22 protein-coding genes and 1 riboswitch are annotated in these 24,823 nt (G+C 62.2%); of the genes, 8 read left to right on the top strand and 14 right to left on the bottom strand.

Annotated features, from left to right (window positions below; all coding sequences use genetic code 11):
• The first annotated feature begins 227 nt into the window (after window positions 1–227).
• A riboswitch (cobalamin riboswitch) is annotated at window positions 228–438 on the top strand.
• Window positions 439–536: 98 nt separating this feature from the next.
• The 4 genes from cobW (at window position 537) to BLX42_RS02820 (ending at window position 7,040) form a co-directional block, all read left to right on the top strand.
• Window positions 537–1,604, top strand: a complete 1,068-nt coding sequence (gene cobW, locus BLX42_RS02835; protein WP_046786111.1) for a cobalamin biosynthesis protein CobW — start codon at window positions 537–539, stop codon at window positions 1,602–1,604.
• A gap of 3 nt (window positions 1,605–1,607) precedes the next feature.
• Window positions 1,608–5,369 carry a cobaltochelatase subunit CobN gene (gene cobN, locus BLX42_RS02830; RefSeq protein ID WP_161871094.1) on the top strand — a complete coding sequence of 1,254 codons (3,762 nt, stop codon included), beginning with the start codon at window positions 1,608–1,610 and terminating at the stop codon, window positions 5,367–5,369.
• 1 nt (window position 5,370) lies between these two features.
• Window positions 5,371–6,372: an ATP-binding protein gene (locus tag BLX42_RS02825; protein ID WP_119687080.1), complete on the top strand. Its 1,002-nt coding sequence runs from the start codon at window positions 5,371–5,373 to the stop codon at window positions 6,370–6,372.
• 77 nt (window positions 6,373–6,449) lie between these two features.
• Entirely contained in the window at window positions 6,450–7,040 is a 591-nt protein-coding gene (locus BLX42_RS02820) for a VWA domain-containing protein (protein WP_161871095.1), read from the top strand.
• Window positions 7,041–7,153: 113 nt separating this feature from the next.
• On the opposite strand, the gene BLX42_RS02815 is transcribed toward BLX42_RS02820, so the two are convergent.
• A complete protein-coding gene (locus tag BLX42_RS02815) occupies window positions 7,154–7,420 on the bottom strand; it encodes a hypothetical protein (RefSeq protein ID WP_012314620.1) in 267 nt (88 codons plus the stop codon).
• A gap of 341 nt (window positions 7,421–7,761) precedes the next feature.
• Between BLX42_RS02815 and BLX42_RS02810 the strand changes: the two genes are divergently transcribed.
• On the top strand, window positions 7,762–9,087 hold the full coding sequence (locus BLX42_RS02810; RefSeq protein WP_115274701.1) for a sigma-54 dependent transcriptional regulator: 1,326 nt from the start codon (window positions 7,762–7,764) through the stop codon (window positions 9,085–9,087).
• Window positions 9,088–9,138: 51 nt separating this feature from the next.
• On the opposite strand, the gene BLX42_RS02805 is transcribed toward BLX42_RS02810, so the two are convergent.
• The 10 genes from BLX42_RS02805 to BLX42_RS02760 form a co-directional block, all read right to left on the bottom strand.
• Complete coding sequence (locus BLX42_RS02805; protein WP_161871093.1) at window positions 9,139–11,334, bottom strand: LTA synthase family protein; 2,196 nt, start codon at window positions 11,332–11,334, stop codon at window positions 9,139–9,141.
• A gap of 133 nt (window positions 11,335–11,467) precedes the next feature.
• On the bottom strand, window positions 11,468–12,748 hold the full coding sequence (locus BLX42_RS02800) for a transporter (protein ID WP_115274703.1): 1,281 nt from the start codon (window positions 12,746–12,748) through the stop codon (window positions 11,468–11,470).
• A 46-nt stretch (window positions 12,749–12,794) separates the two neighbouring features.
• Window positions 12,795–13,538 carry a hypothetical protein gene (locus tag BLX42_RS02795; protein ID WP_161871092.1) on the bottom strand — a complete coding sequence of 248 codons (744 nt, stop codon included), beginning with the start codon at window positions 13,536–13,538 and terminating at the stop codon, window positions 12,795–12,797.
• A 32-nt stretch (window positions 13,539–13,570) separates the two neighbouring features.
• A complete protein-coding gene (locus BLX42_RS02790; RefSeq protein ID WP_115274704.1) occupies window positions 13,571–14,251 on the bottom strand; it encodes a C39 family peptidase in 681 nt (226 codons plus the stop codon).
• Between the two features lie 67 nt (window positions 14,252–14,318).
• A complete protein-coding gene (locus BLX42_RS02785; RefSeq protein WP_046786119.1) occupies window positions 14,319–15,806 on the bottom strand; it encodes a hypothetical protein in 1,488 nt (495 codons plus the stop codon).
• A 48-nt stretch (window positions 15,807–15,854) separates the two neighbouring features.
• On the bottom strand, window positions 15,855–16,433 hold the full coding sequence (locus BLX42_RS02780; protein ID WP_046786120.1) for a hypothetical protein: 579 nt from the start codon (window positions 16,431–16,433) through the stop codon (window positions 15,855–15,857).
• 1 nt (window position 16,434) lies between these two features.
• A complete protein-coding gene (locus tag BLX42_RS02775; protein WP_046786121.1) occupies window positions 16,435–16,872 on the bottom strand; it encodes a hypothetical protein in 438 nt (145 codons plus the stop codon).
• A 297-nt stretch (window positions 16,873–17,169) separates the two neighbouring features.
• A complete protein-coding gene (locus BLX42_RS02770; RefSeq protein ID WP_046786122.1) occupies window positions 17,170–17,721 on the bottom strand; it encodes an AAA family ATPase in 552 nt (183 codons plus the stop codon).
• Window positions 17,718–18,296 (bottom strand): nicotinamide riboside transporter PnuC, encoded by a 579-nt coding sequence (pnuC, locus tag BLX42_RS02765; protein WP_161871091.1) that lies wholly within the window; start codon window positions 18,294–18,296, stop codon window positions 17,718–17,720. The genes BLX42_RS02770 and pnuC overlap by 4 nt, the downstream gene beginning before the upstream one ends.
• A gap of 124 nt (window positions 18,297–18,420) precedes the next feature.
• Window positions 18,421–20,055, bottom strand: coding sequence for a methyl-accepting chemotaxis protein (locus tag BLX42_RS02760; RefSeq protein ID WP_161871090.1), 1,635 nt, complete (start codon window positions 20,053–20,055; stop codon window positions 18,421–18,423).
• A 300-nt stretch (window positions 20,056–20,355) separates the two neighbouring features.
• Between BLX42_RS02760 and BLX42_RS02755 the strand changes: the two genes are divergently transcribed.
• Window positions 20,356–21,186 carry an undecaprenyl-diphosphate phosphatase gene (locus tag BLX42_RS02755; RefSeq protein ID WP_012314606.1) on the top strand — a complete coding sequence of 277 codons (831 nt, stop codon included), beginning with the start codon at window positions 20,356–20,358 and terminating at the stop codon, window positions 21,184–21,186.
• A gap of 1 nt (window position 21,187) precedes the next feature.
• Window positions 21,188–21,616 carry a DUF1294 domain-containing protein gene (locus BLX42_RS02750; protein ID WP_161871089.1) on the top strand — a complete coding sequence of 143 codons (429 nt, stop codon included), beginning with the start codon at window positions 21,188–21,190 and terminating at the stop codon, window positions 21,614–21,616.
• Window positions 21,617–21,643: 27 nt separating this feature from the next.
• Here the strand turns inward: BLX42_RS02750 and BLX42_RS02745 are convergent, their stop codons facing one another.
• Both BLX42_RS02745 and BLX42_RS02740 read right to left on the bottom strand, forming a co-directional pair.
• A complete protein-coding gene (locus tag BLX42_RS02745; RefSeq protein WP_371316860.1) occupies window positions 21,644–21,988 on the bottom strand; it encodes an MmcQ/YjbR family DNA-binding protein in 345 nt (114 codons plus the stop codon).
• Between the two features lie 7 nt (window positions 21,989–21,995).
• On the bottom strand, window positions 21,996–22,898 hold the full coding sequence (locus BLX42_RS02740) for a LysR substrate-binding domain-containing protein (protein WP_046786126.1): 903 nt from the start codon (window positions 22,896–22,898) through the stop codon (window positions 21,996–21,998).
• A 134-nt stretch (window positions 22,899–23,032) separates the two neighbouring features.
• Between BLX42_RS02740 and BLX42_RS02735 the strand changes: the two genes are divergently transcribed.
• On the top strand, window positions 23,033–23,644 hold the full coding sequence (locus BLX42_RS02735; protein WP_115274714.1) for an FMN-dependent NADH-azoreductase: 612 nt from the start codon (window positions 23,033–23,035) through the stop codon (window positions 23,642–23,644).
• Window positions 23,645–23,703: 59 nt separating this feature from the next.
• On the opposite strand, the gene BLX42_RS02730 is transcribed toward BLX42_RS02735, so the two are convergent.
• Window positions 23,704–24,823 (bottom strand): MFS transporter (locus tag BLX42_RS02730; protein ID WP_161871088.1); only part of this gene is annotated, 1,120 nt, incomplete at its 5' end.

The following is a 24,823-nucleotide window of genomic DNA, read 5'->3' as shown; positions in this document are numbered from 1 at the left end:
CGCGCTCACGGCCCATCCATGGGCCGAAGCGCTTGACGGGCATCCATGCCCGTCACCTCCCTCCGCAAGACCTGCGCTCGGCCTCCTGAAGTCGCAATCTGTGGTGCCTGTACTTGCGCGCTAGAAAAGCAACAGCAACAGCAACAGCAACAGACAGCAACAGCAGGGTTAATTGGAGAGGGGTGTGGGTGGTGCACGCCAACAGTTGACCACCTGCCACCCCCCGCGTAGCCTTGCCGCTTCGAGGTTCTTCGGCCAGGCCGAAGCTAAGACGGGAACGCGGTACAAGCCGCGGCTGCCCCCGCAACTGTAAGCACCGGTAACGGATCGACACAGCCACTGCGCCCAAGCGCGGGAAGGCGTCATCCCGCCAGCCCCGTGATCGAAAGGGCCGCAACGGTGCAAGCCAGGAGACCTGCCTCGCAACGTTTTCGACTATCAACCGGGCGGGGTGATCCGGTGGCGAACGAGCCCGGCCAACCTGGCCGCGGCTTTCGTCCCGCATGCCCGCGCCATCCTGCCAAGGGCAACGCGACATGAAAACACTGGCCAAACTCCCCGTCACCATCGTCACCGGCTTTCTCGGCTCGGGCAAGACCACCTTGCTCCGGCACATGCTCGACAACGCCCAAGGCCGCCGCATCGCAGTCATCGTCAACGAGTTCGGCGAACTCGGCATCGATGGTGAAATCCTCAAGCAGTGCAGCATCGGCTGCACCGAAGAAGAGGCTAGCGGCCGCGTCTACGAACTGGCCAACGGCTGCCTCTGCTGCACCGTGCAGGAAGAATTCTTCCCGGTCATGCGTGAACTGGTGGCGCGCCGTGGCGACCTCGACCACATCCTCATCGAAACCAGCGGCCTCGCGCTGCCAAAACCGCTCGTGCAAGCCTTCCAGTGGCCGGAAATCCGCAACGCCTGCACCGTCGACGCGGTTATCACCGTGGTCGACAGCCCAGCTGTCGCCGCCGGTACCTTCGCCGCCTACCCGGACCAGGTCGACGCCCAACGCAAGCTCGACCCCAACCTGGACCATGAGTCGCCGCTGCACGAATTGTTCGCCGATCAACTGGCCAGTGCCGATCTGGTGGTATTGAACAAAGCTGACCTGATCGACGCCGAAGGCCTGGCCAAAGTGCGCGCCGAAGTGGCCGAAGAATTGCCGCCTGCGGTCAAGGTGATCGAGGCCAGCAGCGGCCGCCTGCCGCTGAACGTGCTGCTGGGCGTCGGGGCAGAGTCCGAGGCGCACATCGATGGCCGCCGCACTCACCATGATTCGCATCACGACGGTGAAGGCCACGATGATCACGATCACGATGCCTTCGACTCCATCTCCATCGACCTGCCAGAGGCCGACGAAGCGCTGCTGCTCGATGCCCTGACCCAACTGGTGGTGGAGTTCGGCATCCTCCGCGCCAAGGGCTTCGCGGCCATTCCCGGTAAGCCGATGCGCCTGCTGGTGCAGGGTGTAGGCACCCGTTTCGACAAGCACTTCGACCGCGCCTGGCGTGCCGATGAGCCGCGCATCACCCGCCTGGTGCTGATCGGCCAAGACCTTGATGCCGCGCATCTGCAAGCGCGTCTGCGCCAGGCACTGGGCGCCTGACCCATGCACCTGCTGCGGACCCAGCCCGGCGGCTTCGTGCCGGACGACAGCATCGCCGACCTCGGCCAGACACCCGCCGAGCTGGTGATCCTCTGCAGCGGCGACTCGCATTTGGCGTTGCTCGCCGAAACCGCCGAGCAACTGCCGGACGACTACCCCAGCCTGCGCCTGGCCAACCCCATGCAGGTGCAGAACCATGCCTCCGTCGACCTGTATGTCGACGAGGTGCTGCGCCACGCCAAGGTGATCCTGGTGTCGTTGCACGGTGGCGTCGGCTACTGGCGCTATGGGGTGGAACAACTGGTCGAACTGGCTTCACGCGGCGTGCAATTGATCCTGGTGCCCGGTGACGACCGCCCCGATCCGGAATTGACCGGGCTTGGCACCGTCACTGGAGAGCCAGCCGAGCGCCTTTGGCACTACCTGCGTCAGGGCGGCAAGGCCAACGCCGTCAATCTGTTCAAGTACCTTGCCAGCCAGTGGCTGGGCCGCGATTACAGCTGGGATGCACCGCAACCGTTGCCACGCACCTCGGTGTATCACCCGGGCACTTCCAATGCCACGCTCCAGGACTGGTACGCCCAGTGGCACCCGGAGCACCCGGTAGCGCCGCTACTGTTCTACCGCTCGCACCTGCAGGCAGCCAATACCGCGTTCATCGACGTGTTTTGCCAGCGCCTGCAGGCGGCCGGCCTCAATCCGCTGCCGATCGCCGTTGCCAGCCTCAAGGAAAGCGCCTGCCTGGAACAGGTCGAAAACTGGCTGGACGAAGCGGGCGCCGAGGTCCTGATCAATACCACGGGCTTTGCCATGTCCAGTCCGGAGCGTCCCAGCCTGCGGCCGTTTCGCCGGGACATACCGGTGCTGCAGGCCATCTGTGCGCAAGACAACCAACCTGGTTGGGAAGCCAGCGAGCAAGGCCTGGGCGCACGCGACCTGGCCATGCACATTGCCTTGCCCGAGCTGGACGGGCGCATCATTACCCGGCCGGTGAGCTTCAAGGACATGGCCTGGCGCAGCGAGCGCAGCCAGTCTGACGTAGTGTGCTATCGCGCCCATCCGGAGCGTATGGATTTTGTCGCCGAGCTGGCCAGGCGCTGGGTGGCGCTGGCGCGCCTGCCCAATGGGCAAAAGCGCATTGCGCTGGTGCTGGCCAACTACCCGACCCGGGACGGGCGCATCGGCAATGGTGTTGGGCTCGATACCCCTGCGGCGGCGCTTAACATTCTCAAGGCGCTGCAGGCTGAAGGCTACCCGCTGGGCGAACTGCCGGACAGCGGCACCCAATTGATTCACCAATTGCTCGGCGGCGTCACCAACGATCTCGATCACCTCGACCAGCGCCCCTGCGCCCAGAGCCTGAGCCTGGCAGATTACCAGGCCGCTTTCGAGCGCCTGCCCGAAGCCAACCGCAAGGCTGTGCTGGAACGCTGGGGGGCGCCCGAGCAGGACCCGATGTACCGCAGCGGCCGCCTGATGGTGGCCGGGCTGCGCTATGGCCTGACCTTCGTCGGCATCCAGCCGGCACGCGGTTACCAGGTCGACCCCAGTGCGGTGTACCACGACCCGGATCTGGTTCCGCCGCATGGCTACCTGGCATTCCATTTCTGGCTGCGCCACGCCTTTGCCGCCGATGCGGTCATCCATGTGGGCAAACATGGCAACCTGGAGTGGCTGCCCGGCAAAGGCGTCGGCCTGTCTGACCAGTGCTGGCCGGATGCGCTACTCGGCCCGCTGCCGAACATCTACCCGTTTATCGTCAACGACCCGGGCGAGGGTGCCCAGGCCAAGCGCCGCACGCAGGCAGTGATCATCGACCACCTGATGCCACCGTTGACCCGAGCCGAAACCTACGGCCCGTTGCGCCATCTTGAACAGCTGGCTGACGAGTTCTACGAAGCGCAGATGCTCGACCCGCGCCGCGCCCGTGAGCTGCAGCGCGACATTCTCGAGCTGGTCAAGGCCAACCACATCGACCGGGAGCTGCAACTGGAAGGGCAACTGGACGACGCCGCCGTATGGCTGCCACGCCTGGATACCTACCTGTGCGATCTCAAGGAATCGCAGATTCGTGATGGCCTGCACGTATTTGGCCAGTCTCCGCAAGCCCGCCTGCGGATCGACACCTTGCTGGCTTTGCTTCGGGTCGAGCGCGGTGATGGTCGGGGTGGTAACGCCAGTTTGTTGCGCACACTCGCCAAGGCTTTGGTGCTGGGCTTCGACCCATTGGACTGTGACCTGGGGCAAAACTGGGCGGGACCGCGCCCGGCGCTACTGCAGGCCGTAAGCGAAGCACCGTGGCGTACCTTTGGCGACAGCCGGGAACGCCTTGAACTGCTGGCTCTGCAGGTGATCGAGCAAGCTTTGGGCGGCGCTCTGCAATTGCCCGACGAGGCGCAATGGCAGCCGGTACGCCAGGTGGTACAGGCCTTACAGGAGCAGGTAGCTCCAGACCTGGATGCCTGCGGGCCGGCCGAGATCAATGGCCTTCTCGCAGCATTGGCGGGGCGCTTCGTACCAGCCGGCCCCAGCGGGGCACCCAGCCGCGGTCGCCTGGATGTACTGCCCACGGGCCGCAACTTCTATACGGTGGATGTACGCAACCTGCCCACCACGACTGCCTGGCGCCTGGGTTTCGCCTCAGCGAACCTGGTCCTCGAGCGCCATTTGCAGGACCACGGCGACCATTTGCGCCAGCTTGGCCTTTCGGTGTGGGGCACGGCAACCATGCGCACCGGCGGTGACGATATTGCCCAGGCCATGGCGCTGATGGGCGTGCGCCCGGTATGGGCTACCGGTAGCCAGCGTGTCGACGATTTTGAGATCCTGCCGTTGAGCCTGCTCGATCGCCCACGGGTGGATGTGACCCTGCGTGTCTCGGGCTTTTTCCGCGATGCCTTCGGCAACCTGATCCGCCTGTTCGATGCCGCGGTACAGGCGGTAGCGGCGCTGGACGAACCGGATGACCTCAACCCCCTGGCGGCGCGGGTGCGTGCCGAGCGAGCGGCGCTGCAGGCTGAAGGGGTGGAGGCCGAACAGGCTGCACGCCAGGCCGGTTGGCGGGTATTCGGCGCCAAGCCCGGCGCCTACGGGGCCGGGGTGCAGAATGCAATCGATGGCCGCCTGTGGCATAGCCGGGACGATCTGGCCGAGGTGTACCTCAACCATGGCGGCTACGCTTACGGTGGCAGTGACGAAGGCACCCCGGCGCGTGTTCAGTTCGCCAGGCGGCTGGGCCAGGTCCAGGCGGTGCTGCAGAACCAGGACAACCATGAGCACGACCTGCTCGATTCCAACGACTATTACCAGTTTCAAGGTGGCATGCTGGCGGCGTCCGAAACCTTGTCCGGTGCGGTGGTGGCCAGTTATCACGGCGACCACAGCCAGGTCGATCGGCCGCGTATCCGCACCCTCAAAGAGGAACTGAACAGGGTCATTCGCGCCCGAGCCCTCAACCCCAAATGGATCGACGGGGCCAAGCGGCACGGCTACAAGGGCGCCTTCGAACTGGCGGCGACGGTCGACAACCTGTTCGCTTTCGATGCCACCACACACCTGATCGATGACCATCATTATCAGTCGCTGGCCGATGCCTATGTGCTCGACCCGGCGACCCGCGACTTCATGCGTGAGCATAACCCCGAGGCTTTGCGAGACCTCACCGAGCGATTGCTGGAGGCCCAGCAGCGCGGGCTCTGGGAAGCGCCTAGTGAATACCGCGAAGCCCTTGAGGAGCAGTTGCTCGACGGCGAGGAACAAGCTTGAAATGAGTGAACCCGTGCAATTTCCCCTGGCGGCCGTGGTCGGTGCAGACGACCTGAAGCTGGCGCTGTGCCTGACCGCAATCGACCCGAAAATCGGCGGCGTGCTGATCGAGGGCCCGCGTGGCATGGCCAAAAGTACCTTGGCTCGCGGCTTGGCCGACCTGCTCGGTGAGGGGCCGTTCGTCACCCTGCCGCTGGGCGCCAGTGAGGAACGGCTGGTCGGCACGCTCGACCTCGATGCGGCACTGGGGCAGGGCAAGGCGCAATTTTCGCCAGGGGTGCTGGCCCAGGCTGATGGCGGCGTGCTGTACGTCGATGAGGTCAACCTGCTACCCGACACCTTGGTCGATCTTTTGCTCGATGTGGCTGCCAGCGGCACCAACCGTATAGAGCGTGACGGCATTTCCCACCGCCACAGTGCCCGTTTCGTTCTGATTGGCACCATGAACCCCGAAGAAGGCGAGTTGCGTCCGCAGCTGCTCGACCGCTTCGGTCTGAATGTGGTGCTCGATGGCTTGCCCGCGCCACAGGCGCGCCAGCAGATCATTCGTCGTCGCTTGGCATTCGACACCGACCCCCTGGCGTTCTGTGAACAGTGGGCCGCTGCTCAGGCACAGTTGCGCGAACGCTGTCATGCGGCGCGTCAGGGGCTGGCAGCGATAGCGCTGGACGATCAGGCCTTGGCCTGGATCACCGAGCGCTGTTTCGCCGCTGGGGTCGACGGCCTGCGTGCAGACCTGGTCTGGCTACGTGCCGCCCGCGCCCATTGTGCCTGGCGCGGTGGCGAGGCGATCGAGGAGCTTGATGTCGATGCGGTCGCGGAATTCGCATTGCGCCATCGACGCCGCGTACCGCCAGAGGTGGCACCACCTTCCAATCCCCCCGAGGCAGGCGGTCGCGATGGGCATAGCCAGGGCGGGCAGGGTGATTGGGGCGCGCTGCCTGCGCAGCCTGTGGCCAGCGGTGCCCGGCGTGAGGTGCCGAACTGGGCAAAAAAGCCCTGAGCATCCGCCCGCCAGGCACTAATGTGGCGGATGCCTTGCCCCGGGTCGGTAAGCTGAGCGGTGCCAGCCGTGGCCGCGTGCGTGCAGCGGGGAAGGGCCGCGTGGCCTGGCTGTCTACTTTGCTGAAAGGGCGACCACGCGTGCGCCAAGACCTTTGCTGGCAACAGCGCCAAGGCAGTGCTGCCCAGCTGTGGCTGGTGATCGTCGATGCTTCGGCCTCCACCCGCCGGCACAAGGCACTGGCACAGAGTAAAGGGCTGCTGGCAGAGTTGTTCGACCAGGCTTACCGCCAGCGTGCGCGACTAGCCTTGCTGACCGCCAGCGGCGGTGCACCGCAGTGGCAGCGTCATGGCCTGAAAGCCTCGGCGTCACTGCAACCCTGGTTGAACGCATTGGGTGCTGGCGGCGGTACGCCGCTGATCGCAGCCCTGGAGCAGGGCAGGCGCTGGCTGCAGGCAAGGCAAAAAGCCCACCCACAGGAGCAGCAGCGCTGCCTGGTATTCACCGATGGACGTCTGCAGCGCTCAAATGATCTGCAGCCGATGCCCTGTGCCACACTATTGGTGGACATGGAAATGGCGCCGGTTCGTCTGGGGCGGGCACAGCAACTTGCCATGCAATTGCAAGCACGCTATCAGCATATCGAGCAATTCAAGCTAAAAGAGTGATGCACTGCGCGAGGGTGGGGCGACACTTTGTCGCAGTTCTGCAAGTTGCCTGAGTGGTACTGGAAAGTTGCACAAGTGCGTGCCGAACACGCACTTGCACGCAAACTCTGATATTACTTCGGCATCGACCAGGGTTGCAGGGCATAGCCTTTCTGGCACAGTTCGGCACGCACTTCTTCGATCAGGCTGGCCCACTGGGCCGGGTCGGAATAGATGCGCGAAGACACTTGCTTGCTGCCGATACGGGTGCTGGTCCGGTCGATCACTGCCAGGCTCAGCTCACCAGTACCGTTGGGTGCATCCCAGGCGACGCACTGGAAGGGTTCGAAGGCGTGGTCGGCGATCAGCAGTGCTTCGTTGACACGGAGCGGGGCATTCATGGTTCGGTCTCTCTATGGTCCCAAACATCGAAATTCAAGTCCGCGTAACTGCTATCGCTTCAGGTTGTCGCGATACGCAGCGCGGGGTTATTTGTACTGATGCTCCAAGTTAGGGGTGAAGTCACACAGTGGTTGTAAATTTTTTTACGACGCACACATTTTTTGTTTCCTGCGCCGCCTGTGACGCCGTTTATTACGAAAAATTCCCGAATGCCCGAAAACCGTCAGAAATGGGCGGACAGACGGTAGTGGGCAGCGTCAAGTTCGTTGCTACTGTTAAATGGGCGCCGCAACTTACTGTTTTCTCGTAAAAAACCATAATCTGGCGCCAAGGAACGGTCATGCACGAAACCGCATCCCTTCGTCGCTTGCTCATCGTCGACCCCTGCGACGATTGCCACCGCCTGTTGCCCGGTCTTGAAAACGCCGGTTGGGATGTTCACAGCTGTAGCCTTGACCTGGCGCTGGAGCACCGTTGCGATATTGGCCTGCTGCGCTTGCAGGATTCGCATTTGCGACACCCGGATGCAGTCAAGGACATGATCAAGCGCAGCAACACCGAATGGATCGCGGTGCTCAACGCCGAACAACTGCGAATTCAGAATGTGGGTGACTTCGTTTGCGAGTGGTTCTTCGACTTCCATACCTTGCCGTTCGATGTGTCTCGGGTTCTGGTGACCTTGGGGCGCGCGTTTGGCATGGCCCGCTTGCGGGGCAAGGGAAGCGTGCCGATCGATGGCCTCAAGGACGAGCTGCTCGGCGACAGCCGGCCGATTCTCGAATTGCGCAAACTGCTGGGCAAGCTGGCCCCAACCGAATCACCGGTGTTGATTCGCGGAGAAAGCGGTACAGGCAAGGAACTGGTCGCTCGCACCCTGCATCGGCAGTCGCAGCGCTGCGAAATGCCGTTTATCGCCATCAATTGCGGTGCGATACCCGAGCACCTGATCCAGTCGGAGCTGTTCGGGCATGAGAAGGGCGCTTTTACTGGCGCCCACCAGCGCAAGGTCGGCCGTATCGAAGCAGCCCATGGCGGCACCTTGTTCCTCGACGAAATTGGCGACCTGCCGTTGGAATTACAGGCTAACCTGCTGCGGTTTTTGCAGGAAAAGCACATCGAGCGGGTAGGTGGAAACCAGCCGATACCGGTCGATGTGCGGGTGCTGGCGGCGACGCACGTGGACCTGGAGCGTGCCATCGAACAAGGCCGCTTTCGCGAAGACCTGTACTACCGGCTCAATGTCTTGCAGGTAGTGACAGCACCTTTGCGAGACCGGCATGGTGACCTGTCGATGCTGGCCAACCATTTTTCCCATTTCTACAGCCTGGAAACAGGCCGCAGGCCGCGCACATTCAGTGACCACGCTTTGGCTGCAATGGGCCGCCATAATTGGCCGGGCAATGTGCGGGAGCTGGCCAACCGGGTGCGTCGGGGGCTGGTGCTGGCAGAAGGGCGACAGATCGAGGCTCAAGACCTTGGCCTGCATGTACTGGAACAGGAAGATCTGCCGTTGGGTACCCTGGAAGACTACAAGCATCGGGCAGAACGTCAGGCCTTGTGTGATGTGCTCAACAGGCACAGCAACAACCTGAGCTTTGCCGCAAAGGTGCTCGGAATATCACGGCCTACGTTCTATCGGCTATTGCACAAGCACCAGATTCGCTGAATTTTTTTGTAGCGGCGCCTACCTTGGGAGGCGCCTCCCACAGAGAGCCGCTCAGCTCGACTGAGCGATATGCCCGTCCGAACCCTCTTCGGCCGTCTCCTCTTCGCCTGGCAGCGCCGTGATCACACTGAAATCGCTGACTTCGACTTCCCCTGCGCCATACCCCAGCAGGTGGAACGAAAACGCCTTGCGCTGCGTCGGGTTGTCGAAGCCGAACTCCATCTCCAGCGGCTCGGCGGCAGTCACACGAATTTCGTCAGGCAGCCCCAATGGCACATCCTGCTCCAGTTCCTTGGCCTTGAGTTGAATATAGGCGGCATGCTGTGGATCGAGTGCGCGTACCTTGACCCGTACTCGTGTGCGTGACCCCCCAGGCATCTCCAGGTACTGCGCGCCAATCAGGTTATCGGCCCAGTCATCGCGAATTCGCGCTTGCAACTGGATGGGCGAGGGGCCGCCGAACTGATAGCGCAGGTTGAGCGGCGTCTGCAGCAAGGACTGATCCAGCACGCCGGCCAGCGCGCCGAGTTGAGCACCGAGTCGGCTGTCACCAGCGCCGAGGTACTTGGCCTTTTCGGCAATGAAGCCCTCGCTGGCATAGCGGCGGCAGCGCTGCTGGAAGTCGCATTCGGTGAATACACCCCGGCCATCGTGGTAGCGCAACATGCCGTTGGTGTAGGAAATCATCTCGCGACCCGTATCGTAATCGCGGTAAAGCGAGCGGCCGCCCAAGGCGGCAGGTATTGGCAGGGCGAAATAATCGAGCAAGGACGTTGCCAGATCGATATGGCCATAGGTGCCATGTTTGATATGGGGTAGCTGCGCCTGCTCCGGGGCCAAGGTCAGGTTGAAGCCCCAAGAGGAGGCAAGGCGCACGCCGTCGATACCGTGGGACTCGTCGGAGGTTATTACGACCAGCGTATCTTTAAGCACGCCTTGGCGTTCGAGGTTGTCGAGAAATGCACCGATTGCGTCATCCAGATAAGCCACCGCAGCCTGCTTGGCTGTGTCATGCCGCTCCAGGTATTGAGCGGGCGCCGAGTATGGCTGGTGGGTACCCACGGTCAGCAGGGTAAGCATCCAGGGGCGGTCTTGTTGCCTGAGCTGGCCCACGTAGTCTAGCGCGCCCTCGAAGAACGCGCGGTCATCCTTGCCCCAGGGGAATTGCAGGTAGTTCTCGTTGCTGAACCATTCCAGGCCGTGCACCGAGTCGAAACCGATGTGCGGCATGATGCGGTCCTTGGCCATGAAGCGCAGGCCAGCGCCTTGCAGGTAATGCGTGGTGAAGCCGGCCTGGCGCAGCTGGGCTGGCAGGCAAGCCTGGTTGCGCTGATGCTGGGTGAGCAGTTCCATACCCTTTGGCGTACCGTTGGCCAGCTTGTCGTAATCACCGCAAAGCATCGCATACAGGCCACGAATGGTCTGGTGGGTATGCAATACGTAGTCTGGCGTGTTCATCCCACGCTCTGCCCAGCGGCTGAGGTTGGGCATCAGGTTTTCATGAAAACGGCTGTGCAGGGCCTGACGGTTAAGCCGCACGTAGGCGCCGGGGATGCCTTCGAGGGTGATCACCAGCAGGTTGCGGGCACGCCCGCTTGGCAACTTCTGGCCGTTCAGGTCTGACTGGGTCAGGCCGGCAGTGGGAAGGGGGGTGATCGGTTGCGTTTGCCCGGCCCAGCTCAGTGCCTTGTGCTGCAGCGTACCGACGCCGACGGAAAGGAGCTGATGGGGAAGGTTGTACTGGCGCCACTGATCGGCGTCGGACGGCGCCAGATGCTGAGCGCCCCAGTGCAAACCAAACAACGTCAACGGTATGGCCAGCGCCTTGGGGCCCAGCGGTGCGTCAGGCGTTGTGCGGCTGCGCCAGGCAGAGCGCGCCCAAACCAGCAAGCCAGCGCCCATGACCCACGGCAGCCAGGCATGGGCAAGCCCGCCGTCGGTGGAGTTTTCCATGAACTGTGTATCGAACAGGTAACTCAGGTCGGCACTGGTAGGCAGCCGGCCCACTGCACTGACCAGCTCTGCCGAAGCGACCCACAATGCAGCCCACGCCAGCAGCACGGGCGTGGCCAGCCACCAGGGCCTGCGGTACAACAGCAGCACCAGCAGGCTGCCCAAGGCAAGGTCCGAAAGATAGCCAAGCGGGTTGGACCAACCCAGCAGGGTGCGCGCAGCCAGGGGTATCACTATTACCAGGGTCGCAAGGGCTACGAGCCGGGTATGCGGATGGCCGTGCGGGTTTTTCACAAAAACTTTCCTTGATTGCCGTTAAAACGTCACAAATGTATGGGCAATCATAGCAGGGTGGGGTCATGAAAGCGGCTGACTTAAGGGTTGGTTACCAAAAGCCGGGCCCGCCGGGAGCCCGGTTACAGTGACGTCAGAAGTAGTAAGGGAACTTCAGGCTGAAGGAAAAGTCAGGGGCATCATCGGTCAGGCCGATGGCAAGGTTCGGGACGATGGTCAGGTTGTTGGAGGCCGCGAAGGTCATGCCGATGTTGAAGTTCGCCGCGTTGTAGTCGCTGTTGGTGATTGACTGCCAGTCACCGCCGTCGGGTTTGATCTTGCTCTTGCTCGAGAACTGATCGGTGACCGAGAACGACATGCTCATTTTTTCGTTCAAGGCAAACGCAATACCGCCGCCGATCTGCCAAGAGTCGCCGAGTTTCACGTCACCAGGCACCTTGGTGTTGACCGTGGGGCTGATGTCGCTGAACGAGTCCTCCATGTTGTAGGTGTAGGACAGGCTGGCGAACAGCACGGCCGGGTCGAAGGTCTTGACCAGCGAGATGCCGGGCGTGATCGCCCAGACACCGTTGCCGGTCGGCAGGTCCTCAGGGACAGCCAGGTTGTCATTACCGGCGACCGGGATGAGTTTGATGCCATAGGGGTCGTCGCCGGTGGGCGCCTTGATGCGTAATGTGGCGACTGCGTCGGGCCAGTTCTCCGACTCATCGAGGAACTTATAGGCCACGCCGACGTTGATATCACCGAGGGCGGGGTCGCGGGTAACGGTACCATCGGAGCTGACACCGGCAGCACCCCCCGCACCGCCGGAAGAGTAGGTCGATTCGCGGTAGACAATGGGAACGTTTATGTCGAACTGCCAGCGCTGATCGACGTTGTAGCGTGCCGTCAGGTCCAGCGTCCAGTTGTCTGCCTTGATGCGGTCGATGTTGATGTTGCCGAGGAAGATCGAATCGAGGGCGAGGAAGCCGTTAAGGGTCAAGGCGCGCGTGTCGTAGTGGGTGTAGGTCAGCCCGGTTTCGACACTGAACTTGCCGCCGCCGAAGAAACCGCTGGCTTCGTCGTACAGGTTGGACACACTTTGCGCAGGTTCCGAATCATCCTGCAGCGATTGGCCATAGGAACTGCCGGTGGTCCCAGGAGCGCCCGATGCCACGGTCTGGCCACCCTTGACGCCTTCGGCGGGGGACTTTGTCAGGCGTTTGGGCGCTGGCGCTCGCGGCGCCTCCTCCACCTGGCGCAGGCGTTGTTCCAGTACCATCAGTGCATTCTGTTGGGCTTCATAGCGCTCTTTGAGCGCCATCAGTTCCTGTTTGAGAGTTTCGACCTGTGGGTCGGTTGCCGCCTGTAGCAGAGTGGCCGGGGCCAAGGTTGTCAAACAAACGATAGCTCTGAACGTCAACAAACGGTGCATGGGTTAGCCGTCCCTTCTGACTACATACGATGAGACTGAGCGTAGATCAGTATCCGAGATTACGAAGGCCTTTGAGCTGATCAAGGTTTGGGGCCATCGATCCGGCTGTGGGCGCATCACGCAGCACCACATTGAGCGACGTCAGGTTGCTGACGCGGTTGCTGGCGCCGAGCAGGGTAGTGTTCTGCATAAGGCCACCCTGACCCAGGCGCTGCACGGTGTTGCCCTGGTTGTTGCTGGCGATGATGCTCAGTTGCACGCCGGTGCCGCTGGAGGTGACACTCAGCGAGCCTGCGCCATTGGCACCGACCAGCGTGGTACCTGCGGCCAGGGCCTGGCCTTGGGGTTGTGCCGCTGACGCTTCGTTGGCCTTGGTGACATTGATGTCGACATTGTTATGGGCGGTGTTGTAATCGCCGGCAGCACGCACGACCTGGGTTACGCCTTCGGTACTGTTCAGGCCACCGCCGCCGGTGACGGTACCGGTGCCGGCGCTGCCCGATTGCGGCCTGCCTGTGCCTTTTTCATTGATCATCGATACATAGAACTGCGGCTTGATGGTCGACTGCTGGATCTGCATCGCGGAGGTTGCACCAATCACTTCACCGTTGGCGTTCTGCCAGGTACTGGTCATGACGATGCCAAAGCTGACGATGCGCCCAGGCATAACGTAGCGCCCGCGCAGGTTGGCCAGTTCCTGATCCTTCAGCTCGATCGGTTTGAACGTTTCTGCCTGTGTCGGAAGGCTGGCGGCCAGGCAAATGGCGGCCAGCCAGATTGAAGTCTTCATGGGATGCTCCCGGAGCGTCTTGCCCATTGTCATTAGAAGAAATCGCTTTGGATGAAGCCGAAGTCCATCAGCTCGGCGTCCTGCACCGGGGTGAAGTTGCTGACACGGTTCTTGGCGCTCAGCGGCAGCGGCGGATCGAGCAGGATATTGTTCTTGTCGTACCCTTGGCCGATGACGGCGAAGATGATGCCGTTCCAGCCTTTGACGAAGTCATCGATCTTGAAGCGCTTGTGCCCTAGTACCGGGTCGCCGACGTATACCCAGCCTTTATCGACTTTTTGCATCACCACGAAGTGCTTGTAGCCGCGGATGTCCAGCAGCACGACTACCGGTATGCGGATACTGTGCAAGGTGTCCGGGGCTACCCGGTAGCCGCGGGCACGCATGCCCAGGCTTTCCACGTAGCGCTTCATGTCGAGCATCGAGAAGCCTTGGGTGCGGACCAGATCCTGGTCAGCGTGTGCCAGCATCCCCTCGATCACGTGTTGTTCGTCGACGTCAAGCCAGTAGGCCTGGCGCAGGATGGTTGCCAGAGATGCGGCGCCGCAACTGAAGTCGGTTTTCTGCTGTACCAGGTCAGCGAACTTGCGCTCGCGGATGCTCTGGATGGGTTTGTAGATCACCGCGCCACCCGGTAGCACGGACAATGGCATCTGGGCTGCTTCGCTGACACCGGCCATGCTCAGCAACACTGCCAAGGCGATCATGCGCATGTTCGACGCCCCCTGCTTTTTCTTGTTAGAAAGAGGCCCCCCGAAGGGGGCCTCCAGGCCGCAGTTGTTACATCGAGGTGTTGGAGATGGCCAGCGAGTTGCTTTGCTGGTTGCCCACACCTGCTGCCACGTTGACGCCCAGGTTGCCGCTGCCACCATTGACCGAACCACTCAGGGTCGCGGTGTTGGTCACAGGGTTGGCCCAGCCGGTCGGGGTCAGCACTTGGAACGACACGGTGTTGCTCAGCGCAAACTCGCTAGACTCGCTGAAGCTCTTCGAGATGCTGTCCGAAGATTCCGACGCTTTTTCGCCAGCTTTCTCGTAGGCCGAAGCGCTCGCTTTTTCCCATGCCGAATCGTGTGCCTTCTCGTAGGCGGTATCGCGAGACTTGTCATAGGACGAGTCACGGGTACGGTCATACGAAGAGTCATACGCCTTGTCGAAGGACGAGTTGTAGGACTTGTCGAACGACGAGTTGCTGGCCGAGTCATGCGACTTGTCCACCGAGGCGTCAAGCGATGCGTTGAGCGATGCATCGAAGTCGGAGCTGCGAGAACGCTCGAAGCGGCCAAACGTTTCGGAGGAAGAGGCGCTGCCCTCAATGCTGGCATCGAGCGAGGCGTTCAGCGAAGCGCTAGACGAAGAGCTGTGGTCCCGGCTGGCCGAACCACTGGCATCCCAACCGCTGGAGCCGCTGGCAGCCATGCTGTTGGTGCCACTGGCGCTGCTGCTGTTGGAGCCGCTGGCGTTCATGCTGCTAGAGCCGCTGGAGCTGCTGCTCTTCGAACCGCTGGCGCTGCTGCTGTTGGAGCCAGCCACGCTGAAGCTCGAGCTGGAGCTCTTGTCGACGCTCGCATCGAACGAGCCGCTACGCGAGGACGACCCGCTCTTGCTGGTGGTGAAGGTCAACGTATCGACGGTATAGGTACGGTCGGCGCGGTTGTTGACTTCCAGGCCAGGGCCATTCTGATCGGCCGAAGCGGTGGCGGTCGAGTTACCGATACCGGCACTGTTGTTGGCAATGGCCATGGTATTTTTCTGCTGGTTCAGGTCGCCGCCAGCCACGTTGATACCAATGTTGCCGCTGCTGCCATCGGCCGAGCCGCTCATGACCGCGGAGCTTTGGGTCGACCAGTTGTTGACGGTGTTATTGTTGCTGCGCTGGACAACATCGGCGGTTGCGGTGGCTGTGCCGAAGACGAAGCTGTTGTCGATGTCGGCATTGTCGGACGACGTGTTGGCGATGGCCGCGGCGTTGTCCTGCTGGTTGCCGTTACCGGCTGCCACGTTGACGCCCACGTTGCCACTTGCGCCAGTACCGGAGCTGCTCATCTCGGCTTCGTTGATGGTGCCTTCGTTGCGGATGCTGTTGTTAGTGCTCCTCTGAATGTCGGTCGCTTCAGCAGTGGCACTGGTGTACACGGCTTTTGCCGGTGGTGTGTAGTTGTGGTTGTGGCCGTTGCCACGCCTGTCGTTCTGATCCGCTTGTGCAGCAACAGCCATGACCGCAGCAATTGCGAAAACCAGAGGCTTGATTGCCATCGAGGGTTTCATGGTGTTTCTCCGTCTTTTTAGGTTAAGTGTTGTTCTCACCTGTTTGGGTCAGTTCGCGACCCGTACGCTCAGGGTGTTTGCCGTCTGGTTGCCCACCCCGGCGCTCTGATTCAGCTGGATGACCCCGCGACTACCGGTGAATGCCTGGTCACCGGTAGTGACCTGGCGATAGCCGGGTGAGGTATCAGTTGGATCGGAGCTGTTGATCAGCGCCACGTTCTGCTGCAACAGGACGCTGTCATCGATGCTTTGCGGTTGTGTACTGATGCTGATGCGCAGGGCATTGGCCTGCTGGGTGCTGGCGCCTGCGCTCTGGTTGACGCCAAGAGCGCCGCTGCCATGGCTGAAGGCGTCGCCCTGAATGCTGGCGGTGGCTCCCATGTTGGGGTCGACGATCGACTGCTGGCGTTGGCGAATCTGCGTAGTTGCATCTGCCCCGTGGCCCATCGCAAAAGCCCGGGCATTGGCCTGTTGCTGCCGGTCGCCGGCGGCCTGGTTTACGCTGAAGTTGCCTTGGTATTGCGCGCCGGAGCTGTCGATGGTGGCATTGTTGAGCACAGGAACGGGGGATTGGGCGAGGGCCGATGCACTGAACAACACGGCCATGATAGACAGCGTCTGCCTCATCTCATTTGCCTCCGGTAAGGATCTGCAGAGGGGCGAGGCCACGCTGAACACTTGAGTTGACCATGTTGGAAATACCGTTGCCCGAGCCTGTGCCACGGCCTGCTGCCAGGTTCGGTAGCTGGTTCTGGTTGCTGATGTTGCCGCCCAGGTTGTCGGTCTGCTGGGTGATCAGCGAAGAGATTCCCGTGCCACTGGTGATGTTGGCGAAGTCGCCATCGCTCAATTCGTTGCTCTGTTTGAGCACGTATGCGGATGGGTTGGCGTTGGCGGTAGTGGGGTTGGGGTCAGGCGCCAGTGGCGCACGTATCGCCATCCGAGGTTGTACATCGCGGGTGATGACGATGATGCCGTTGTCGGCCTGGACCGGCAGCGCCATGCTTGCCCCCAGTACGCAACCGACAAGCAAGAGGCGGGTAATGCCTTTATCCAGTGTGCTCACGACGGCGATTCCTTCTTCGAGCGCTGGCCTAGTTCAGCGTTGCGAGGAGGAGAGCAGGAGGCGTGCCGCTTTTGGATAAGGCTTTGAATTCAGTGGCTTGCAGAATCTAGCTGGGAGCGGCTGGAAGTTGTTGTATCAGCGCAGAGACAGATTTGCCGCCGCTCGCCGTTTTGCACGCTATGCACGTTGCCTGCAGCGCTCTTTTCAACAATGTCTCACCTGCTTGACACTCCCCCCGCAATTGGTGGGGAAGTGCGCAAATACGGGGGTCAACGCCCAGCGTGGTGTATCACCGGTTTAACACTCGGTGGGGCAGTGCGGCGCTGTGCCCAGCAGCAGGTGTTGCACGGCACGTAATGCTGAGGCGCTACGCTGTGGCCAGTGGCCATCAATGATTTGCAGCCTTTGCCGATGGCGTTGCAGCCATTGCAGGCTGTCATCGAAGAATGCCTGGCGGTCAGCCAGGTCGGGCTGGCTGCGCTGGCCATCGGCAACCCAGTCAACCCCTTGCGGACTGAGCAGCAGATGCAGGTCGTAGTGGCGTGCAAGCAAGGCCTGTTCAAGCCAGGGTGGGCAATCCTGGAACAGCGCTTGGCTCCAGAGCATATTGCTGAGCAGGTGGGTATCGAGGATCAGCAACGGCGGCGCCATCTCCCGGGCCTGGTCTTCCCAGGCCAACTGGCCGCGGGCGATGGGGGTGATATCGGCGTAGCAGGTGTCGCGGCAGTGCTGGTCGATGAAATGCCGCACGTACTCGCTGACCACCACACCGCCAAAGTGCGCCTGGATTTCGCCGCTAAGCCAGCTTTTGCCGCTGGACTCCGGGCCGCACAGTACCAAGACCTTCATGGTTGCACCTTGCTTGGCTGCAACGCCGGATCACGGCCCCATTCCAGCCAGCCACGCACGGCAATGAGGGTCAGCACGCCGAAGAAGCCCGCCGTGAAATACAGTTGCTGGTGCAGGTACTGGCCAACATAGAACAGGTCGACCACCAACCAAAGTGGCCAGCACTGCAGGCGTTTTTGCGCCATCCACAGTTGCGCGACCAGGCTCAAGCCCGTCAGCGTAGCGTCCAGCCAAGGCAGAGCGGCGTCGGTCCAGTGGGCCATGGCTGCGCCAAGGGCAACGCTGAGCACCAGGCCCGCTGCCAGCCCTGTGAACACAGCCTTCACGGGCAGGCGCGACACTGCGCGTGCGTCCTCTACCCGGTCTGGTCGTTTCCATTGCCACCAGCCGTACAACTGCAAACCGGCGTAGGCCAGTTGCAGCAGCATCCCTGAGTACAGCTTCACCTCAAAGAACAGCCAGCCATAAATGAGCACCATCACCAGGCCGATAGGCCAGCACCAGGCGTTCTGTTTGACGGTGAGCCAGACGGCAGTGACGCCAAGCACGGCGGCGATGAGTTCGAGGCCGGACATCGGCGATCCTTGGAGAGGGTAAGGGGCGCGATTGTAGCGTGTGGGCGCAGGAAGGAGTAGAAGGCCAGCAGCAAGTGCTGGCGCATGCCAGTGGGAACCGACGGGCCGGCTCCCACGAGTGTCCTCATACCCGGAACTGGCGCAGCAGTTGCTCCAACTCTTCGCTCAGGCGCCCCAGCGCCACGCCGGCATCACTGGACTGGCGCGCTGCATCGGCGGTCTGTTGCGACAACCCGGCGGTGTCCAGCACATTGCGATTGATCTCCTCAACCACATGCGACTGCTGCAAGGTCGCGCTGGCAATGGTGGCATTGAGCACGGTGAGGTTGTGCAGCGCCTGGCTGATGGCGTCCAGGCTGGAGCCAGCCTCCCGGGCTTGCTCGACTGTCTGGCGCGAAGCTTCGCTGCTGGTGGCGATGGCCTTGACCGCGGCGTCCGATTGACCTTGCAGGTGCTCGATCATGGTGTGTATCTCTGCCGTCGATTGCGCGCTGCGCTGGGCCAGCAGCCGCACCTCATCAGCCACCACCGCGAAGCCACGGCCCTGCTCGCCGGCGCGGGCCGCTTCGATGGCCGCATTGAGGGCCAGCAGGTTGGTCTGTTCGGCGATCGAGCGTATCACCTCCAGCACCCCGCCGATCTTCGTGCTGTGCCCGGCGAGGTCACGGATCACTTGTACCGCCTGCTCGATAGTTGCCGAAAGCCGGTCGATCTGCTGCAGGCTGCCATGGATCGCTTGCTGCCCGTGCTCCACCTGCTGCTGCGCTGCGCGCATTTCGCCTGCAGCCTGCTCCGCGGTCTTGGCCACGTCCTGCACCGCGTAGGTCACCTCGTTGACCGCTGTTGCCACCTGGTCCATCTGCATCGATTGCTGTGCGCTGCGTTGTTGCGCGGCACCGGCATTGTCACCGACATGCCCGGCGGACTGCGCCAACGAGTGCGCCGCGCCCTGCAGTTGGCCGACCACACGCTGCAACTTGCCGTTGAAACGGTTGAAGTGCTCGCCCAAGTGGGTGATTTCGTCACGGCCATGGGTATCCAGGCGTCGGGTCAGGTCGCTTTCGCCGCTGGCGATGTTGCCCATCGCCTGTACCGCTTCCTGCAACGGGCGCGCGATGCTGCGGGCGATGAGCATGACCACCAGAGCCATCAGCAGGGCGATACCCAGGCCCACCAGCGAGGCATGGCGCAACTGGCGGGCGAATTCAGCCTGCACATCATCGATGTACACGCCAGAGCCGATGATCCAGCCCCATGGCTTGAACAGTTGAATATAAGAAGTCTTGGCCACCGGTTCGCTGGCACCAGGCTTGGGCCAGCGGTAATTGACCGGGCCTGCGCCCTGGCTGCGGGCGAGGGCAGCCATTTCGTTGAATACGGCGAAACCGTCAGGATCGCGAATGGCGGAGAGGTCCTGGCCATCGAGCTTGGGGTTGGCCGGGTGCATGATCATTTTCGGCGCCAGGTCGTTGATCCAGAAGTAGTCGTTCTGGTCGTAGCGCAGTGCGCGCACCACCTGCAGGGCCTGTTGCTGGGCCGCATCGCGGCTGAGCGTGCCTGCGGCCTCCAGGCCTTGGTAATACGCCAGCACGCCCGCAGCGGTCTGCACCACATGGCGGGTTTTTTCCGCCTTGGCCTGGTACAGGTCGCCATGGATCTGACGCAGCATCAGCAGGCCGAGCATCACCAGCATTGCCACTGCAACCAGCAGTATCAGCCACAAACGGCGGCTGATCGACATTGACCTCAAGGTCTTCATGAACGGCACTCCCGCATTGTTCTTTTTATGAAGGTGCATCCAAGCATGCTTTGGCGCTTGGCCAAACCCGACTAATGGCTAAGTGCTAGTTAATGGCTGTGATGCCGCATGCCGGGCAAGCCTTTGCCAAGCCGCTCTGCTAGGATTTCGGCCGCGCGAGATGAAACCTTTAGGCCACGTGAACTTTTCTACTGGCACGGGTCCCAACTGACGCTGTAAAAAGGCCGCGCCGCATGCGGCAATCACAAGCAAATCAAGAACAAGGGGCCTGCAAGCAGCAGCGCTCCAACCGGGGGAATGATGGATTTTTGGACTGCCTTTCAGGCAATCATCTTGGGCGTGGTCGAAGGACTGACAGAATTTTTGCCGATCTCCAGTACCGGTCACCAGATCATCGTTGCTGACCTGATCGGCTTTGGTGGCGAACGGGCCATGGCCTTCAACATCATCATTCAGTTGGCGGCCATCCTGGCGGTGGTATGGGAGTTTCGGCGCAAGATCCTCGATGTGGTGTTCGGGCTGAAAAGCCAGCCGGCGGCGCGGCGTTTCACCGCCAACCTGCTGCTGGCGTTCATGCCGGCGGTGGTGCTGGGGGTGCTGTTCGCCGACCTGATCCATGAATATCTGTTCAACCCGATCACCGTGGCGACGGCGCTGGTGATCGGCGGTGTGATCATGCTCTGGGCCGAGCGCCGCACCCACAGCGTGGCGGTCGACCACGTCGATGACATGCGCTGGTCGCATGCCTTGAAGATCGGGTTCGTGCAGTGTCTGGCGATGATCCCGGGCACGTCGCGCTCCGGCTCGACCATCATCGGCGGCCTGCTGTTCGGCCTGTCGCGCAAGGCAGCCACCGAGTTCTCGTTTTTCCTGGCAATGCCGACCATGGTCGGTGCGGCAGTGTACTCGGGTTACAAATACCGTGACCTGTTCCAGCCGAGCGATCTGCCAGTGTTCGCGATTGGCTTCGTGACTTCGTTCATCTTCGCCATGATCGCAGTGCGCGGCCTGCTCAAGTTCATCGCCAACCACAGTTATGCGGCCTTCGCCTGGTACCGCATAGCTTTCGGTTTGCTGATCCTGGCCACCTGGCAGTTCGGCTGGGTCGACTGGTCGACGGCGCACGGCTGATATGGCTCGGACACAAACGGCAGAACGGCGTGCTGCGCTCAAGGTAGAGGGCGTACGCAATGTACGCCTCAAGCTGCTGATGCTTGGGGTGCTGTGCCTGCTGCCGCTGGCGGGCGCGGCGCAGATGGCCTGGAGCGGGCAGTCATGGCTGCCGTTGGCGATTTATCCCGCTGTAAGCCTGGTTACAGTTCTGCTGTATTGGCAGGATAAGCAGCAGGCCCGTACCCAGGCCTGGCGCACGCCAGAGAAGGTACTGCATGCCAGTGAGCTACTGGGTGGCTGGCCAGGTGCGCTGATCGCCCAGCAGCTTTACCGGCACAAGACACGCAAGGCCTCTTACCAGATAGTGTTCTGGGCGATTGTATTGCTGCACCAGATGTTCTGGGTTGATCACCTGTTTCTGGGTGGGCATGTACTGTCTCTGGGGTGATGGCCTCTTACTGCCCTTCGCGGGCCCTCACATCAGCAGGCCCACCTGCAAGCGCTTCGCCAGCCGCCGCACCACCAACTGGTGCGAGCGCTGCAGCAGGTCACACAATTCTTCCCGGCCCATGGGGTAGGGCGGCGCCATGCTGATCCACCGCGCCCGTGCCAGATACGGTGCCGGGCGCACGCCTGGCCTGTCGCAGTAGCCCAGAAACAGCTCATCGGCCACCTTGAACGACAAGCCAGCCCCCGCCAGGTCGAGTACTGCGAACATCTTGTTACCGGCAACCGAAAATACCCGGATTCCGCCCCACTTGTAGTCTTCCCGTGCGCCGGGCAGCGCCAGGCAAAACGCCGCCACCTGTTCCTCGGTCATGGTCTGTCTAGACATAACGGTCTCCACACGCTTCGAACGATGCTGCCAGATGATCGATCCATACTCGTACTGCAGGCAGTAACCCACGCCGATGCGGGTAAACCGCCTGCAGATAGCCCCCCGGCAGCGACCAGTCCGGCAGCAGCCGCACCAGCTCGCCGCGTTCGAGTTCATGCTCGCAGAACATGCTCGGCAACGCAGTAAATCCCAGCCCGGCACGTACGGCGGCATTGCGCACCACAAAATCATCGATGGCCAACCGTGGCTCCAGGGCGATTTCCTGTTGGCGACCATTGGGCCCCAGCAGGCGCAAATGCACCAGCCGGTCTGCTTCAGCAGCGCCCAGTACCGGTAAGGAGGCCAGCTCGGACGGCTCACGGACATGATCGGCAAAGCCGGGCGCGGCCACCAGTTGCATCTGCGCCTGGCGCAGCCGGCGCGTGACCAGCGCCGGGTCTTCGTCGCCCAGCTCTCGCACGCGCAGGGCAACGTCGATGCCTTCGGAAATCAGGTCGACACGGCGATTGAGCAACACCATGTCCAGTTGCACCTGGGGGTACAGCTCCAGAAATCGGCTGATGACGTCCGGCAGGAACGCATGGGCCAACGCTACCGGGCAGGACACCCGCAAGCGCCCCCGCGGCTCGCTGCTCATGCTGGCCACCGCCTCGTCAGCGGCCTCGGCTTCCAGCAGCATGGCCTGGCAATGGTGCAGATAGCGTTCACCCACCGCGGTGAGCTTCAGTTGGCGCGTGGTGCGCTGCAGCAACCGCGTGCCCAACCGCTCTTCCAGTTCGGCGATGCGCCGCGACAGACGCGACTTGGGGATGCCCAGCTGGCGCCCGGCGGCGGCGAAGCCACCGGCTTCGACTACGCGAACGAAGTAGAAGAGATCGTTGAGGTCTTGCATGAGGGCTGTCTCACTGTTCTATCTGTGGGACAAACTAACGCATTTTTGCTGGCTTTTCAGCTATTCGACGGTCCGGTAGGATTCTCTCCATCGTGATCGCCCAATGCTGCGGTCTTCATTCACAGGAGAGTCCCATGAAACTGTTGCACATCGATTCGAGCATCCTGGGCGACAATTCCGCCTCGCGCCAACTGAGCCGTGAAGTGGTCCAGGCCTGGAAAGCCGCTGACCCGAGCATCGAAGTGGTCTATCGTGACCTCGCCGCCGACGCCATTGCCCACTTCTCTGCTGCCACCCTGGTTGCAGCCGGCACCCCGGAAGACGTTCGCGATGCAGCCCTTGCCTTCGAAGCCAAGCTCAGCGCCGAAACGCTGGACGAGTTTCTTGCCGCCGACGCCGTGGTGATTGGTGCGCCGATGTACAACTTCACCGTACCGACCCAGCTCAAGGCCTGGATCGACCGCGTTGCAGTGGCCGGCAAGACCTTCCGCTACACCGAGGCAGGCCCTGAAGGCCTGTGCGGTGACAAGAAAGTAGTACTGGTTTCCACCGCTGGCGGCCTGCACGCTGGCCAGCCGACCGGCGCGGGCCACGAAGACTTCCTCAAGGTGTTCCTGGGCTTCATCGGCATCACCGACTTGGAGATCGTTCGCGCCCACGGCCTGGCCTATGGCCCGGAGCACCGCAGCAAGGCCATCGATGCTGCTCAGGCGCAGATTGCCAGTGAGCTGTTCGCCACGGCATGAACAACCTGTAATAAAAAACGGCTCTCGCTTGCGCGGCTGCCGTTTTTCATAGGCAAGGCTCAGCCGCGACGGCTGCGCCGCGCCAGCAACAACGTCAGGCCAACCCCAGTGAGGGCCAGCAGGGCCGCGACGCAGAATATCGACGCATAGCCAAGGTGTGCCGCCACTGCGCCCATGACCGGGCCGGCGATGGCCAATGCCATGTCGAAGAACACCGCATAGGCCCCCAGCCCGGCACCCCGGCTGCTGCTGGGCACCTGCTTGATGGCTTCAACGCCCAAGGCTGGGTACACCAGCGACAGGCCGAAACCGGTGAGGCCGGCCCCGACCAGCGCCCAGAGCGGGGAGGGCGCAAGCCACAACAGGCTCAGGCCGAGCACTTCTGTGGCCATGCAGGCAACCGCCACGTTGTAACCGCCAAAGCGGTTGACGGCGTTGACGAACAACAGCCGCGAAATGATGAAACACACACCGAAGGCACTCAGGCACAAAGCGGCGCCTGCCCATCCACGTTCCAGATAATAAAGCGTGACGAAGGTGGTCAGGGTGCCATAGCCGATCGAAGCCAGGGTCAGCCCAAGGCCGCAAGGCGCCACACGGCTGAACGCAGACCAGAACGGCAGGCGCTCACCGCGCACCACCACCACGTCCGGGCGTTTGCGCAGCACCAGCATTGCCAGGGCGGCGAGCAGTATCAAGGCTGGGCCGAGCACGCTGAAATTCAGGCTATCGACTGCGAGCACGCCAACGGGGGCCCCGATGGCGATGGCACCATATGACGCGATGCCGTTCCAGGATATGACCCTGGCCGTATGTTCAGGCCCCACCTGGCTGATACCCCAGCTCAGGGTGGCAACGCCAATCAGGCCCTGTGCGAGCCCGAGCAGCACGCGCCCGCCAAGCAGCAGCGCAAGGCTCAGCAAGGGCGCATTCAAGGTCCAGGCCGAGGCCAGCGTCAATATTCCACAGGCCGCGATGCCCAGCAAACCGTAGCGGATCGCTTGCTTGCCGCCCAGCGTATCGGCCACACGGCCTGCGAAAGGCCGGCTGAGCAGGGTAGCCAGGTACTGCAGGCCGATGGTTACCCCGGCAACCACCGCACCGAAGCCCAGTTGGTCGTGTACATAGCTGGGCAGCACCGCGATCGGCAGGCCGATGCAGAGGAACGCGATGAAGGTG

Origin of the sequence: Pseudomonas sp. SG-MS2 (assembly GCF_009933855.1) — a bacterium.
GTDB classification, from domain to species: Bacteria; Pseudomonadota; Gammaproteobacteria; order Pseudomonadales; family Pseudomonadaceae; genus Aquipseudomonas; species Aquipseudomonas putida_E.
This window is presented reverse-complemented; position numbering and strand designations above follow the sequence as displayed.

Excerpts from the sequence above, each read along its gene's own strand:
- BLX42_RS02745 (WP_371316860.1), bottom strand. The coding sequence starts at position 21,988 with ATGACCGAGGAACAGGTGGCGGCGTTTTGCCTGGCGCTGCCCGGCGCA.
- BLX42_RS02755 (WP_012314606.1), top strand. The coding sequence starts at position 20,356 with ATGGATTTTTGGACTGCCTTTCAGGCAATCATCTTGGGCGTGGTCGAA.
- BLX42_RS02790 (WP_115274704.1), bottom strand. The coding sequence starts at position 14,251 with ATGCGCATGATCGCCTTGGCAGTGTTGCTGAGCATGGCCGGTGTCAGC.
- BLX42_RS02815 (WP_012314620.1), bottom strand. The coding sequence starts at position 7,420 with ATGAATGCCCCGCTCCGTGTCAACGAAGCACTGCTGATCGCCGACCAC.
- BLX42_RS02780 (WP_046786120.1), bottom strand. The coding sequence starts at position 16,433 with ATGAGGCAGACGCTGTCTATCATGGCCGTGTTGTTCAGTGCATCGGCC.
- BLX42_RS02825 (WP_119687080.1), top strand. The coding sequence starts at position 5,371 with ATGAGTGAACCCGTGCAATTTCCCCTGGCGGCCGTGGTCGGTGCAGAC.
- BLX42_RS02750 (WP_161871089.1), top strand. The coding sequence starts at position 21,188 with ATGGCTCGGACACAAACGGCAGAACGGCGTGCTGCGCTCAAGGTAGAG.
- BLX42_RS02770 (WP_046786122.1), bottom strand. The coding sequence starts at position 17,721 with ATGAAGGTCTTGGTACTGTGCGGCCCGGAGTCCAGCGGCAAAAGCTGG.
- BLX42_RS02795 (WP_161871092.1), bottom strand. The coding sequence starts at position 13,538 with ATGAAGACTTCAATCTGGCTGGCCGCCATTTGCCTGGCCGCCAGCCTT.
- BLX42_RS02740 (WP_046786126.1), bottom strand. The coding sequence starts at position 22,898 with ATGCAAGACCTCAACGATCTCTTCTACTTCGTTCGCGTAGTCGAAGCC.
- cobN (WP_161871094.1), top strand. The coding sequence starts at position 1,608 with ATGCACCTGCTGCGGACCCAGCCCGGCGGCTTCGTGCCGGACGACAGC.
- BLX42_RS02760 (WP_161871090.1), bottom strand. The coding sequence starts at position 20,055 with ATGAAGACCTTGAGGTCAATGTCGATCAGCCGCCGTTTGTGGCTGATA.
- cobW (WP_046786111.1), top strand. The coding sequence starts at position 537 with ATGAAAACACTGGCCAAACTCCCCGTCACCATCGTCACCGGCTTTCTC.
- BLX42_RS02800 (WP_115274703.1), bottom strand. The coding sequence starts at position 12,748 with ATGCACCGTTTGTTGACGTTCAGAGCTATCGTTTGTTTGACAACCTTG.
- BLX42_RS02810 (WP_115274701.1), top strand. The coding sequence starts at position 7,762 with ATGCACGAAACCGCATCCCTTCGTCGCTTGCTCATCGTCGACCCCTGC.
- pnuC (WP_161871091.1), bottom strand. The coding sequence starts at position 18,296 with ATGTCCGGCCTCGAACTCATCGCCGCCGTGCTTGGCGTCACTGCCGTC.
- BLX42_RS02735 (WP_115274714.1), top strand. The coding sequence starts at position 23,033 with ATGAAACTGTTGCACATCGATTCGAGCATCCTGGGCGACAATTCCGCC.
- BLX42_RS02785 (WP_046786119.1), bottom strand. The coding sequence starts at position 15,806 with ATGAAACCCTCGATGGCAATCAAGCCTCTGGTTTTCGCAATTGCTGCG.